10 protein-coding genes and 1 tRNA gene are annotated in these 13,195 nt (G+C 71.4%); 7 read left to right on the forward strand and 4 right to left on the reverse strand.

Going from position 1 to position 13,195, the window contains the following annotated elements; genetic code table 11:
- The first annotated feature begins 67 nt into the window (after window positions 1–67).
- A complete protein-coding gene (locus tag ACFC79_RS24290) occupies window positions 68–514 on the forward strand; it encodes an SRPBCC family protein (RefSeq protein ID WP_376243482.1) in 447 nt (148 codons plus the stop codon).
- A gap of 39 nt (window positions 515–553) precedes the next feature.
- Window positions 554–625 (forward strand) — tRNA-Val (locus ACFC79_RS24295).
- A gap of 124 nt (window positions 626–749) precedes the next feature.
- On the opposite strand, the gene ACFC79_RS24300 is transcribed toward ACFC79_RS24295, so the two are convergent.
- Window positions 750–1,475, reverse strand: coding sequence for a 3'-5' exonuclease (locus ACFC79_RS24300; protein WP_376243485.1), 726 nt, complete (start codon window positions 1,473–1,475; stop codon window positions 750–752).
- Between the two features lie 568 nt (window positions 1,476–2,043).
- Here ACFC79_RS24300 and thrS point away from each other — a divergent pair.
- Complete coding sequence (thrS, locus tag ACFC79_RS24305; RefSeq protein ID WP_376243487.1) at window positions 2,044–4,029, forward strand: threonine--tRNA ligase; 1,986 nt, start codon at window positions 2,044–2,046, stop codon at window positions 4,027–4,029.
- 315 nt (window positions 4,030–4,344) lie between these two features.
- On the opposite strand, the gene ACFC79_RS24310 is transcribed toward thrS, so the two are convergent.
- Window positions 4,345–5,022: a potassium channel family protein gene (locus ACFC79_RS24310; RefSeq protein ID WP_376243490.1), complete on the reverse strand. Its 678-nt coding sequence runs from the start codon at window positions 5,020–5,022 to the stop codon at window positions 4,345–4,347.
- Between the two features lie 66 nt (window positions 5,023–5,088).
- On the opposite strand from ACFC79_RS24310, the gene ACFC79_RS24315 reads away from it, so the two are divergent.
- Window positions 5,089–5,649, forward strand: a complete 561-nt coding sequence (locus tag ACFC79_RS24315; protein ID WP_376243493.1) for an HIT domain-containing protein — start codon at window positions 5,089–5,091, stop codon at window positions 5,647–5,649.
- Between the two features lie 70 nt (window positions 5,650–5,719).
- Here the strand turns inward: ACFC79_RS24315 and ACFC79_RS24320 are convergent, their stop codons facing one another.
- Both ACFC79_RS24320 and ACFC79_RS24325 read right to left on the reverse strand, forming a co-directional pair.
- Window positions 5,720–7,390 carry a hypothetical protein gene (locus ACFC79_RS24320; RefSeq protein ID WP_376243668.1) on the reverse strand — a complete coding sequence of 557 codons (1,671 nt, stop codon included), beginning with the start codon at window positions 7,388–7,390 and terminating at the stop codon, window positions 5,720–5,722.
- A gap of 157 nt (window positions 7,391–7,547) precedes the next feature.
- Entirely contained in the window at window positions 7,548–9,773 is a 2,226-nt protein-coding gene (locus tag ACFC79_RS24325) for an elongation factor G-like protein EF-G2 (RefSeq protein WP_376243495.1), read from the reverse strand.
- Window positions 9,774–10,237: 464 nt separating this feature from the next.
- Between ACFC79_RS24325 and pgsA the strand changes: the two genes are divergently transcribed.
- From pgsA to ACFC79_RS24340, 3 genes are read left to right on the forward strand one after another with little or no spacing between them, the layout of a single operon-like run.
- Window positions 10,238–10,912 (forward strand): phosphatidylinositol phosphate synthase, encoded by a 675-nt coding sequence (gene pgsA, locus ACFC79_RS24330; protein WP_376243671.1) that lies wholly within the window; start codon window positions 10,238–10,240, stop codon window positions 10,910–10,912.
- Window positions 10,909–11,889, forward strand: a complete 981-nt coding sequence (locus ACFC79_RS24335; RefSeq protein ID WP_376243497.1) for a phosphatidylinositol mannoside acyltransferase — start codon at window positions 10,909–10,911, stop codon at window positions 11,887–11,889. Before pgsA ends, ACFC79_RS24335 begins: the two co-directional genes overlap by 4 nt.
- A complete protein-coding gene (locus ACFC79_RS24340) occupies window positions 11,886–13,094 on the forward strand; it encodes a glycosyltransferase family 4 protein (protein ID WP_376243500.1) in 1,209 nt (402 codons plus the stop codon). The genes ACFC79_RS24335 and ACFC79_RS24340 overlap by 4 nt, the downstream gene beginning before the upstream one ends.
- The last annotated feature ends 101 nt before the right edge of the window (window positions 13,095–13,195 follow it).

Genomic DNA, 13,195 nt, shown 5'->3' on the forward strand with positions numbered 1-13,195 from the left:
GGAGGGACGGGATCGGACATGCGCTCGGGTACTCAGCTTGTCGGCTGAGTACCAGCAGACTGGGTGCATGGACTGGAACCACTACCGTTTCGTGAGTATCTGGGACCTGCCCGGCCCGCCCGGCGGCGTGTACGAGGTCCTCGAACGCGTCGACGACTACCCGAGCTGGTGGCCGCAGGTCCGCGAGGTCGGCGGGTGCGACGCCGTCACCCGTACCACCCGGATCCGCTCCGTCCTGCCGTACGACCTCGTGGTGATCATGCGCGAACGACGGCGTGATCCCGCGGCGGGGGTGCTGGAGGCGGCACTCGACGGCGATCTTCGTGGCTGGGCCCGGTGGACGGTGACCGCGTCCGGCGCGGGCAGTCGCGTCGTCTACGAGCAGGAGGTCGAGGTCCGCAGGCGGCTGATGCGGCTCCTCGCGGTGCCCGGACGCGTCGTGTTCCGGGCCAACCACGCACTGATGATGCGTGCCGGACGCCGGGGTCTCGCCGAGCGGCTGGAAGCGGTTTGAACCCGAGCCGCAGATCCCTGTATGGTTCAACCCGTTCCCGGGCGATTAGCTCAGTGGGAGAGCGCTTCGTTCACACCGAAGAGGTCACTGGTTCGAACCCAGTATCGCCCACCCGGAGAGGCCGGTCCGTCAGCAGAATCGACGGACCGGCTTCGTCGTTCCCCGGACTCCGCCCGAGGGACGGGCCGTCGGCGGAGTCGAGGGCCGTGGCGCGTGCTCGTCGGCCGCGGTGCGGTCACGCCGCGGTGGGGAACGCGGGGCGCAGCGGCCAGGCCGGATCCACCGCCTCCGCCGTACCGTTCTTCGCGAACCATGCCTGCAGACCACGTGCCTGTGCGGCGTGCCACACGGCCTGCAGGGCGTGCAGTTCGGGCGGTGTCAGCCGCCCCAGCCGGGACGCGAAGCGCCTCCCCACCGCGCGCACCAGCTCCAGCGAGGCCGCCGCGTCGGCAGCGGCGTCGTGCGCCCCGTCCAGCGCCACCCCGTACAGCTCGCAGAGATCGGTCAGGGTCCGCCTCCCCTTGCGGTAGCGGTCCAGGTGCTTGTCGAGCACGCGCGGATCCAGCACGCACAGGGCGGCGTTCTGCAGGTACCCGACGAGCGACGACGCCCGGTGCCGCTTCAACTCCCGGTCCAGCAGGGTCAGGTCGAAGGGGGCGTTCATCACGACGAGCGGCCGGGCGGCAGCGCACTGCTCGGCCAGCGCGCGGGCTATCTCCTCCACCACCGGTGCCGGCCAGCGGCCGTTGTGCTGAAGGTACTCGTCGGTCAGCCCGTGGATCCCGGTCGCAGCGGCGGGCACCGGGATCCCGGGATTCACCAACCAGCGCGTGACGCGCGTCCGTCCGCCCGTCATGTCCTGGACAATCAGCGCGGCCGAGACGATCCGGTCCTGCTCGACGTCCACTCCCGTTGTTTCGGTGTCGAATGCGGCCAGCGGCCCCTCGTACCAGTGAGTCATCCCCGAACTCCTCGCACCCGTACGGCAGATGGCGATCCCCCTGCCCGGTCCGGTGATACCCGCACCCCTCGCCGGGTACGCCGCCGCAGAGCTCCCGGACGCCGGTGCCGGCGCACGGGACCGCGGTCGTGCCGATCCGCGCCATGCCCCGGGACGGCCGGACCGCAGGCCGGTCCCGCCAGGGCCGGCCTTGCGGTACTCCATCGGTCGGCCGGACCGGTGGGGCACGAGATGACGGCCGGATCCGTGCCACCGGGCGATCCGCGAGATCGCGTCGTGCACGACGCGGAGACGAGGCGGCAGTGGGGGAGAGGGGAGGGAGAAGGTGAGGCCCGTGAGCGGCCGGAGCGGGGTGCGTCACCGCCGGGCGACGGCATCCGCCAAGCGCCGTGCGCCCGGCCCCGTCGGCCGGGCATGTCATGCGCCTGGCATGAATGAGGAACCGTCGGCAGACGGTGACCGGTGCTCGCCGTCATGAACCGTTTCGCCGAGGGGGCCCGCGGCTCGGTACGATTCATAGCGCACGCGCACACGAGAGCGTGCCTACCCCCTGAGTCAGGAGAGACCGGTGTCAGACGTCCGTGTGACCATCCAACGCGATTCCGAGCGGGAAGAGCGCGTGGTGACGACGGGCACTACGGCAGCCGACCTCTTCCCGGGCGAGCGCACCGTCGTCGCCGCCAGGGTCGCCGGTGAGCTGAAGGACCTCGCGTACGTCGTCGCCGACGGCGAGACCGTCGAGCCCGTCGAGATCTCGTCCGAGGACGGCCTGAACATCCTGCGTCACTCGACCGCGCACGTCATGGCGCAGGCCGTGCAGCAGCTCTTCCCCGAGGCCAAGCTGGGCATCGGCCCGCCGGTCAGGGACGGCTTCTACTACGACTTCGACGTCGAGAAGCCGTTCACGCCCGAGGATCTCAAGGCCATCGAGAAGAAGATGCAGGAGATCCAGAAGCGGGGCCAGCGGTTCTCCCGCCGGGTCGTGACCGACGAGGCGGCCCGCGAGGAGCTCGCCGACGAGCCGTACAAGCTGGAACTCATCGGCATCAAGGGCTCCGACTCCGTGGAGAACGCGGGCGACGGCGCGGATGTCGAGGTGGGCGGCGGCGAGCTGACCATCTACGACAACCTCGACCCGAAGTCCGGCGAGCTGTGCTGGAAGGACCTCTGCCGTGGTCCGCACCTGCCGACCACCCGGTACATCCCCGCGTTCAAGCTGATGCGGAACGCCGCGGCGTACTGGCGGGGCAGCGAGAAGAACCCCATGCTCCAGCGCATCTACGGCACCGCCTGGCCCACCAAGGACGAACTGAAGGCGCACCTGGAGTTCCTGGAGGAGGCCGCCAAGCGCGACCACCGCAAGCTCGGCAACGAGCTGGACCTCTTCTCCTTCCCGGACGAGATCGGCCCCGGTCTCGCGGTCTTCCACCCCAAGGGCGGCGTCGTCCGGCGCGCGATGGAGGACTACTCGCGTCGGCGCCACGAGGAGGAGGGCTACGAGTTCGTCTACTCCCCGCACGCCACCAAGGGCAAGCTCTTCGAGAAGTCCGGCCACCTGGACTGGTACGCCGAGGGCATGTACCCGCCCATGCAGCTCGACGACGGGGTGGACTACTACCTCAAGCCGATGAACTGCCCCATGCACAACCTGATCTTCGACGCCCGGGGACGTTCGTACCGCGAACTGCCCTTGCGGCTCTTCGAGTTCGGCACGGTGTACCGGTACGAGAAGTCCGGTGTGGTGCACGGCCTGACCCGCTCGCGCGGCTTCACGCAGGACGACGCGCACATCTACTGCACCAAGGAGCAGATGGCGGAGGAGCTCGACCGCACGCTCACCTTCGTGCTGAACCTGCTGCGCGACTACGGTCTCACCGACTTCTACCTGGAGCTCTCCACCAAGGACCCGGAGAAGTTCGTCGGCTCCGACGAGGTGTGGGAGGAGGCCACCGAGACGCTGCGCCAGGTCGCCGAGAAGCAGGGCCTGCCGCTCGTCCCGGACCCGGGCGGCGCCGCGTTCTACGGTCCGAAGATCTCGGTCCAGGCGCGGGACGCGATCGGCCGCACCTGGCAGATGTCGACCGTGCAGCTCGACTTCAACCTGCCGGAGCGCTTCGACCTGGAGTACACGGGTCCGGACGGCACCAAGCAGCGGCCGGTCATGATCCACCGTGCCCTGTTCGGTTCCATCGAGCGTTTCTTCGCGGTGCTCCTGGAGCACTACGCGGGAGCCTTCCCGGTGTGGATGGCCCCGGTCCAGGCGGTCGGTATCCCGATCGGCGACGCGCACATCCCGTACCTTCAGGAGTTCGCGGCCGAGGCGCGGAAGAAGGGCCTGCGCGTCGAGGTGGACGCCTCGTCCGACCGGATGCAGAAGAAGATCCGCAACGCGCAGAAGGCCAAGACGCCGTTCATGATCATCGTCGGTGACGAGGACATGAACGCGGGCACGGTGTCGTTCCGGTACCGGGACGGCTCGCAGGAGAACGGCATCGCCCGGGACGAGGCGATCGCCAAGCTCGTCGACGTGGTGGAGCGCCGCGTCCAGGTCTGACATGTCCCGGGTGGGCGGGGGAGCCGCGGAATCGGAAAGTACACGCACCGGTTCGGACGGCCCTCCCGCCCACCCGGAAACGGTCCGGGATCGCCCGGTGGAGCTCCGGCTCCACGACGTGCGCTCCCGCCCGCCCGGCCGCGGCCCGGGAAAGGACGGCCCGGGACCCGGAACCCACCGGTTCCGGGCCGATACGAACCGGGACCTGCCCGGCGGATCACGGCGGCGTCCGGCACGGCACCTCGTGGCGTCGCCGACCGCCCGAGCGGCGCCTCCGTGAGAACGATCCGGCGCACGGCGGACAAGCGGTAGCCCTCAGCCGCCCTCCGGGGGCCTCTTCCCGTCCTCCCGCCGGAACACCTGCAACAGCCACGAGGAGAACGAGCCGGTCACCGCGCCCAGCAGCGCCAGCCCGCACGCCATCAGGCCCGAGGCGACGACCCGCCCGCCCGGCGTGACCGGCACCGCGTCCCCGTATCCCACCGTCGTCAGCGTCGCGCACGCCCACCAGGCCGCGTCCCCGAAGGTATGGATCGAGGACGCCGGGTCCGTCCGCTCCTGGTGGTACACGGCGAGCGCTGCGGAGAAGCCCAGCAGCAGCGCGGTCGTACCGGCATAGGCGATCACCCGGGCGTACAGGCTCAGCATCGGCTGCTCCCGGCGGCGCTGGATCGCGGAGTAGACCCGGATCAGCCGCAGCGGTCGCAGCAGGGGCAGCACCAGCACCACGGTGTCCAGCCAGTGGACCCGCACGTAGCGCAGGCCGAGGCCGCTGAGGCGGAGCCGCACGGTGTAGTCCGCGAGGAAGACCAGCCAGGTGGCACAGACCAGCGCCAGGGCCAGATCTCTCCACGGTCGGGCGTCGTGCGGGGCGAGGACGCGGACCGTGTAGCCGAGCAGGAAGAGCAGCGAGGCACCGAGGAGCGGAATCTCCGTGCGCTGCTCCCAGCGGCGGAAACGTGCGGGGGCGGGGTCGGCGGGCCGGTCGCTCATCGCCTCAGCATCGCCGGGCGTCCACGGGTGCGCCCCCGGCGACACGCTGCCGAGGGACGAAGCAATATGCTGACCGGCATGACGAGTGAGCCGGAGCAGCAGATCGGAGTGGGGACGCCCGACGCGTTCCAGCGCCTGTGGACGCCCCACCGGATGGCGTACATCCAGGGGGAGAACAAGCCGACCGGTTCGGAGGCCGGCGACGGCTGTCCGTTCTGTGCGATCCCGTCGAAATCGGACGAGGACGGGCTGGTCGTCGCGCGTGGCAGCAGCGTCTACGCCGTGCTCAACCTGTATCCGTACAACGGCGGGCACCTGATGGTGGTGCCCTACCGGCACGTCGCCGACTACACGGAGCTGGACGACCCGGAGACGATGGAGCTCGCCGACTTCACCAAGCGGGCGATGGTCGCCCTGCGGGCGGCGTCGGGAGCGCACGGGTTCAACATCGGGCTCAACCAGGGGGCCTCCGCGGGCGCCGGTATCGCCGCGCATCTGCACCAGCACCTGGTGCCCCGCTGGGGCGGCGACACCAACTTCATGCCCGTGATCGGACACACCAAGGTGCTGCCTCAGCTGCTCGCCGACACCCGGGCGATGCTGGCCGCCGCCTGGCCGGTGGACTGAGCCGCCCGTCCCGCGAACCGAACCGGCCGCCCCTCCGTTCCGTCGGAGGAGCGGCCGCAGGCGTGTCCGGCTACGCGTCGTACACGTCGGCCTTGCGCGGGGACGGGTCCTGCACCAGCCCGCTGAGCACCATCGAGCGGTTGTCGAAACGCTGGGTGTCGACGCCGTTCTCCTCCAGGACGCGCAGGGCCGCGGTGTGCACGGCGCGCAGCACCGGCGTCGCCGCGCGCATCGCGTCGTCCGCCATGAAGCGGTGGCGCCACGGCTTCTCGGCCCAGGCATGGCGCAGGCCGAACGGCTCGGGCAGCGCGATTTTGCCACCGAGGTAGTCGAGGAGCGGCGGGTACCAGGTCAGCGGGGCGCGCAGGGCGAGACGGACGACCTCCGACGGCTCGACCAGCGGGAGGGTGATGCTGCGGGTCTCCCAGAAGCGGACGGTCTTGTTGACCGTCTTGGTCTTGGCCGCCGGCTTGCTCGTGAAGAGCGAATGGACCGGGCCCAGCGCGTGCCCGGTGACCTCGATGCGCAGCGTCTCGTAGAGCACGGTCACCGTGATCATCATGGTGATGACCAACTGGCCGTCCCAGAGGACGAATTGGACGCCGAGGTAGTGCCGGTCGCCGCCGCCGAACTGCTGGTGGTTGCAGATCCGCTGTATCTCGTGCGGCTTGACCTGGAAGGTGGCGACGTCCTCGCCCTGCGGACGGGACACCGAGCCGGCGTTCTCACCGACCGGCGACACGATCCAGTGCGTGACCGACGGGGTGGGGAAGCCGCCGGTGTTCAGCGGGCCGCGTTCCAGCACCTTCAACTGGTCGTGGATGGCGCGGATCAGGTCCCAGCTGCGGAACCGGTGGAACTCCTTGTCCGGGTCCTTGGAGACGAGTTCCTCGGCGAGCTGCCAGCTGCCCCACCGGGTTCCCATGCCGAGGATGCCCTTGGGTCCGGCGTAGAAGACCGAATTGGAGTGCTGTTCCGCGGTGAGCTTCTCCAGGCTCTGGCGGAGCGCCTCGCGGGAGGTCTCGCTGGGATTCTTCGGAGCGGCCTCGGGGATCTTGGCGACGACACCGCCCCCGGAGAGCAGCCCCTCCCAACGCGCGCGCATGTCCTTGGCGGAGGACTCGGCGATCCGTCTGGCGATGAACCATCCGACGACGGGAGCGATGATCATCGCGCGTGCGTAGAGGGCCAGGAATCCGTTGAGCGGGAGCCCCACCAGGAGGATCAACGCCCCGATGCCGATGATCGGCAGCAGGAGGTTTCCCACGGTGGAGAGCACCTTGTCCTTGGTGTTGCCGAGCCCGTCGCGCAGCCGGAAGGCCAGCACCCACATCAGCATTCCGGGCAGGAAGAGAATGCCGAACAGGACGGTGACGGCGGTGAGTTTGACGTCGCGCGCCCTGCGCAGGCGGGTCGCGGACAGGCAGTGCTCGACGACGGTCTGCGGGTCCGCCCCGAAGGACTGGATGAGCGCACCGCGAGCTCCGCCCAGCATGCGTTCCTGCACGGCGCGGGAGAACGCCTCGCCGAGATTGGGCTTGAAGTAATCGGCCTTGAGGAACTTCGAACGCCCCTCCTTCACCTCGGACTTGTGCCACTCGCTGTTCGCGTCGAGGATGTTCTCCACCGGACTGTCGCGATACGCCGCGGAGGCGAGGGCGTTCGTCGCCACCGCCGCTCCGCCCGAACCCAGGATCGGGATCTGCGCTCCGGGAGAGAAATCGAATCCTTCGTTGGCCACCATCGCCCCCACTCAACGCCGAGGAACCGCTCCTGCGGCTGTTTCCCAACTGCCGTGCCCGGCACACCTTCTGAGCTGGGACCACAGCGTATCGTCCGGAATGCTGCCCCGTCCGCCCCTGTGGACAACCCGGCCGAGTAGCGGTGGCCCCGGGCGGTCACACCCCGATCGGTCGCCCTTCGCGCTCTTCGCGGACCCGCTCGGCGAGTTGCTGCGGCATGGGCTCGTGCCGGGCGTACGCCCGGTCGAACCGGCCGGTGCCGTGGGAGAGCGAGCGCAGGTCGACGGCATACCGCTCGATCTCCAGCTCCGGGACCTCGGCCCGTACCAGCGTGTGTCCGGGGCCGGCCTGCTCGGTGCCGATCACCCGTCCGCGCCGCCCGGAGAGATCGCTCATCACCGGCCCGACGTAGTCGTCGGGCACCAGCACCCGGATCTCGGCCACCGGTTCGAGGAGCCGGACGCGGGCGGCCGAGGCAGCCTCGCGCAGGGCCAGCGCGCCCGCCGTCTGGAACGCGGCGTCGGAGGAATCCACCGAGTGGGACTTTCCGTCCTGCAGGGTGACGCGCACGTCGACGAGCGGATGCCCGGTCGCCACTCCGCGAGCGGCCTGGGCCCGGACCCCCTTTTCCACCGAGGCGACGAACTGGCGGGGCACCGCCCCGCCGACCACCCGGTCGACGAACTCGATGCCCGACCCCGGCGGCAGCGGCTCCACGTCGATCTCGCAGATGGCGAACTGGCCGTGGCCACCGGACTGTTTCACATGCCGGCCGCGTCCGGTCGCGGGCGCGGCGAAGGTCTCGCGCAACGCCACCCGGTGCGGCACGGCGTCGACCCGGACGCCGTAGTGGCTGCGCAGCCGGTCCAGGGCGACGTCCTGGTGGGCCTCGCCGAGGCACCACAGGACGACCTGACGCGTGTCCGGGTTCTGTTCGAGGCGCAGGGTCGGGTCCTCCGCCACCAATCGGGCCAGCCCCTGGGAGAGCCGGTCCTCGTCCGCCTTCCCATGCGCCTCCACGGCCAGCGGAAGCAGCGGGTCCGGCGCGGTCCAGGGGTCCATCAGCAGTGGTAGGTCCGTGCCGGAGAGCGTGTCTCCGGTCTCGGCCCCGCCCAGTTTGGCGACGCAGGCAAGGTCGCCGGCGACGCACGCGGTGATCGGGCGCTGCTGTCCGCCGAACGGCGAGGAGAGTGCGCCGACGCGCACCTCGGTCTCGTGGAGCGGACGGGCCGTGTGGCGGGGATCGGCGAGGCCGTGACCGAGGACGTGGACGGTGTCGTCGGGGCGCAGGGTGCCGGAGAAGACGCGCACCAGCGACATCCGGCCGACGTACGGGTCGGAGGAGGTCTTGATCACCTCGGCGAGCAGCGGGCCCCGCGGATCGCAGGCCAGGTCCGGTCGGGCAACCCCGTGCAGCGGGACGACCTCGGGGAGCGGGCGCTCCGCGGGCGCGGGGAAGCCGCGGGTGATCAGGTCCAGGAGCTCCGCGGTGCCGATGCCGCGACGGGTGCCCTCGGGGGCGGGGGCCGCGGTGAGGACCGGATGGAACGTGCCGCGGGCGACGGCCCGCTCCAGGTCGTCGACCAGTGTGGCGACGTCGATCTCCGCCCCGCCGAGATACCGGTCCATCAGGGTTTCGTCCTCGCTCTGCGCGATGACGCCCTCGATGAGCCGGTTCCGCGCCTCCCGGAGCCCCGCCCGGCCGTCGTCGGCGGGCGGGACCTCCCGGCACTCGCCCGAGGAGTAGTCGAGGATCCGCTGGGTGAGGAGCCCGGACAGTCCGGTGAGCGGGGCGTGCCCGTCGGGGCCCGCGGGACCGTGCAGGGGCAGGTACAGCGGGAGCACGGCGTCGGGGTCGTCCCCGCCGAGTACCTCGCCGCAGATCCGGACCATCTCGTCGAACGAGGTGCGCGCGGTGTCGAGGTGCGTCACCACGATGGCGCGCGGCATGCCGACGGCGGCGCACTCGTCCCACACGGCCCGGGCGGCACCGGCCACGGCGTCGGGCTCCTGCGCGGCGGACACCACGAACAGGGCCGCGTCCGCCGCCCGCAGACCGGCCCTGAGCTCCCCGACGAAATCCGCGTATCCGGGGGTGTCCAGCAGATTGACCTTGAACCCGCCCCAGACGACGGGCACCAGCGAGAGCTGCACGGACCGGTGTCTGCGCTGCTCCGTCTCGTCGTAGTCGGACACGGTCGCGCCGTCCTCGACCCGGCCGGCGCGGTTCACCGCCCCGGCAGCCAGGGCCAGGGCCTCGACGAGCGTGGTCTTGCCGGAGCCGCTGTGGCCGACCAGCACCACGTTGCGGATGGACGAGGGCCGGTCGGCCGTCCCCGCCCCGTCGGCGGCTCCGGTGCGAGGGTGTGCCTTGTCTCCCATGATGCGTGCCTCCCGGGTGGTGGCGCGGATCGGGAGGACGATCCGGCGCGGTGGGGGAGAAACGAGCCGGGCGCGGGACGGCCGCCGAGGCGGCCGCGGCGACGCCCGCTTCAACGACCTGGGGAGCAGGAGGAGGGGGGCTCACGACGTCCTGCGACTCCGCCTCCCGCGTTGTCGTCGGTCGCGAGGTTTCCCGTTCTCGGCTCCGCTCGAACAGGGGAGCCCCCTGCGCCCCACTCCCTCCTCCGCCTCGGATGCGAAGCCGCGGGACGCCGCTCGCCGATCCACCTCCTCCTGCTCCCCAGGTCGTAATTCGAGCTTTCCACTCGGGCCGGGCCGCGTCCATCCGTCGCGCTCCGGCGCGCGCGGCTCGGGTGCCCGGCAGGTGGAGTCCCGCGGGCGTGACTACGATGGGCCAGTCGGGGCCGAAGGGGCCGTCCGGCATTCAGACCCTCGGGAAGGCCATGCTGAACAAGTACGCGCGTGCCTTTTTCACGCGTGTCCTCACACCGTTCGCCGCACTGCTGCTCCGCCTCGGCGTGAGCCCCGACGCGGTCACCCTGATCGGTACGGCAGGGGTGGTGGCAGGTGCGCTGGTCTTCTTCCCGATGGGGGAGTTCTTCTGGGGCACGATCGTCATCACGATCTTCGTCTTCTCCGACCTCGTCGACGGCAACATGGCCCGCCAGGCCGGTATCTCCAGCCGCTGGGGCGCGTTCCTCGACTCGACCCTGGACCGGGTGGCCGACGGGGCGATCTTCGGCGGATTCGCGCTCTGGTACGCGGGCAAGGGCGACGACAACGTGCTGTGCGCGGTCGCGATCTTCTGCCTGGCGAGCGGTCAGGTGGTCTCGTACACGAAGGCGCGCGGCGAGTCGATCGGCCTGCCGGTCGCGGTCAACGGACTCGTGGAGCGCGCCGAGCGGCTGGTGATCTCGCTGGTCGCGGCCGGACTCGCCGGTCTGCACACGTTCGGTGTCCCCGGGATCCAGATCCTGCTGCCGATCGCCCTGTGGATCGTCGCCGCGGGCAGCCTGGTGACGCTCGTGCAGCGGGTGGTCACCGTGCGCCGCGAGTCCGCCGAGGCCGACGCGGCCGATGCCGCCGTCGCGGAGCGGGGGAGCGGGGCGGCGCGGTGAGCGGCGTACCCGGCGACGAGCGGACCGGCCTGCGGGACCGGCTCACCGACGGCCTGTACGGGCTCGGCTGGGCCGCCGTGAAGAAGCTTCCCGAACCGGTCGCCCGGAGCCTCTTCCGGACCCTCGCCGACCAGGTCTGGAAGCGGCGGGGCAAGGGAGTGCTGCGGCTGGAGGCCAATCTGGCCCGGGTCGTGCCCGAGGCTTCGCCGGCCCGGCTCGCCGCACTGTCCCGGGCCGGGATGCGCTCGTACATGCGCTACTGGATGGAGTCGTTCCGGCTGCCCACCTGGACCCCGGAACGGATCAAGGCGTCCATCGAGGTCACCGACGCGCACCGGCTGACCGACGGTCTCGACGCCGGCCGCGGCGTCGTCCTCGCCCTGCCGCACCTGGCCAACTGGGACCTGGCGGGTGCCTGGGTGACCACCGACCTCAAGGTCCCCTTCACCACGGTCGCCGAGCGGCTGAAGCCCGAGACCCTGTACGACCGGTTCGTCGCCTATCGCGAGGGGCTCGGCATGGAGGTGCTGCCGCACAGCGGTGGTGCCGCCTTCGGAACCCTGGCGCGACGGCTGCGGGCCGGTGGGCTGGTCTGCCTGGTCGCCGACCGGGACCTGTCCGCCTCCGGGGTCGAGGTGTCCTTCTTCGGCGACACCGCGCGCATGCCCGCGGGCCCGGCGCTGCTCGCCCAGCAGACCGGTGCACTTCTGCTGCCGGTGACGCTCGGGTACGACGACACGCCGGTCATGAGGGCGCGCGTCCACCCGCCGGTCGAGGTGCCGGAGTCGGGCAGCCGCGCCGAGAAGACGTCCGCGATGACACAGGCGCTGGCCGACGCCTTCGCCATCGGGATCGCCGAGCATCCGGAGGACTGGCACATGCTGCAACGGCTCTGGCTCGCGGACCTGGAGAACCGGGAGGGCCCGGCGACCGCGGGGGGCCCGTCGGGACCGCACACCCCGGAGGGACGGCCGTGAGGATCGGCATCGTCTGCCCGTACTCCTGGGACGTCCCCGGGGGCGTGCAGTTCCACATCCGGGACCTGGCCGAACACCTGATCCGCCTGGGGCACCAGGTGTCGGTGCTGGCTCCGGCCGACGAGGGGACACCGCTGCCGCCGTACGTGGTCTCGGCAGGCCGTGCCGTGCCCGTGCCGTACAACGGCTCCGTGGCCCGGCTGAACTTCGGCTTCCTCTCGGCCGCCCGGGTGCGCCGCTGGCTCCACGACGGCATCTTCGACGTCATCCACATCCACGAACCGACGTCGCCGTCGCTGGGGCTGCTCGCCTGCTGGGCCGCGCAGGGGCCGATCGTCGCCACGTTCCACACCTCCAACCCCCGCTCCCGGGCCATGATCGCCGCGTACCCGATCCTGCAGCCGGCCCTGGAGAAGATCAGTGCGCGCATCGCGGTGAGCGAGTACGCCCGCCGGACCCTGGTCGAGCACCTCGGCGGCGACGCGGTCGTCATCCCGAACGGCGTCGACGTCGGCTTCTTCGCCTCGGCCGAACCCCGGCCCGAGTGGCAGTCGCGGCCGGCGCGTGGCCCTGCCGAGGGCGACGACGAGGAAGGGAAGGGCGGCACGCTCGGCTTCATCGGGCGCATCGACGAGCCCCGCAAGGGGCTGCCCGTCCTGATGCGCGCACTGCCCACGATCCTCGCCGCCCGCCCGGAGACCAGACTGCTGGTCGCGGGACGCGGCGATGAGGAGGAAGCCGTCGCCTCACTGCCCGCGCCGATGCGCGAGCGCGTCGAGTTCCTCGGCATGGTGAGCGACGAGGACAAGGCGAGGCTGCTGCGCAGCGTCGACGCGTACGTCGCCCCCAACACGGGCGGCGAGAGCTTCGGCATCATCCTGGTCGAGGCCATGTCCGCCGGCGCACCGGTCCTCGCCAGCGATCTCGACGCCTTCGCCCAGGTACTGGACCAGGGTGCGGCGGGCGAACTCTTCGCCAACGAGGACGCCGACGCGCTGGCGGCGGCGGCGATCCGGCTGCTCGGCGACCCGGCGCGGCGTGCGGAGCTGAGCGAGCACGGCACCGCGCACGTGCGGCGCTTCGACTGGTCGACGGTCGGGGCGGACATCCTCGCGGTGTACGAGACGGTGACGGACGGCGCGGCGTCGGTGGCGGCGGACGAACGCACGGGGCTGCGCGCCCGCTTCGGCCTGGCCCGGGACTGACCGGCGCGACGCGGGGCCGGGAGGCGGGCCGGTGCCCGTCCGTGCCGGCGCCACCCGCCCGCGCCCGGCCGGTCCCTCGCCGCGCACCCCCACCTGCCCCG

Origin of the sequence: Streptomyces sp. NPDC056061 (assembly GCF_042266885.1) — a bacterium.
In the GTDB taxonomy this organism is placed as follows: Bacteria; Actinomycetota; Actinomycetes; order Streptomycetales; family Streptomycetaceae; genus Streptomyces.

What these genes read in the sequence shown, in the direction of transcription:
- ACFC79_RS24300 (WP_376243485.1), bottom strand. Translation starts at nt 1,475, where the DNA reads ATGACTCACTGGTACGAGGGGCCGCTGGCCGCATTCGACACCGAAACA.
- ACFC79_RS24310 (WP_376243490.1), bottom strand. Translation starts at nt 5,022, where the DNA reads ATGAGCGACCGGCCCGCCGACCCCGCCCCCGCACGTTTCCGCCGCTGG.
- pgsA (WP_376243671.1), top strand. Translation starts at nt 10,238, where the DNA reads ATGCTGAACAAGTACGCGCGTGCCTTTTTCACGCGTGTCCTCACACCG.
- ACFC79_RS24325 (WP_376243495.1), bottom strand. Translation starts at nt 9,773, where the DNA reads ATGGGAGACAAGGCACACCCTCGCACCGGAGCCGCCGACGGGGCGGGG.
- ACFC79_RS24290 (WP_376243482.1), top strand. Translation starts at nt 68, where the DNA reads ATGGACTGGAACCACTACCGTTTCGTGAGTATCTGGGACCTGCCCGGC.
- ACFC79_RS24315 (WP_376243493.1), top strand. Translation starts at nt 5,089, where the DNA reads ATGCTGACCGGCATGACGAGTGAGCCGGAGCAGCAGATCGGAGTGGGG.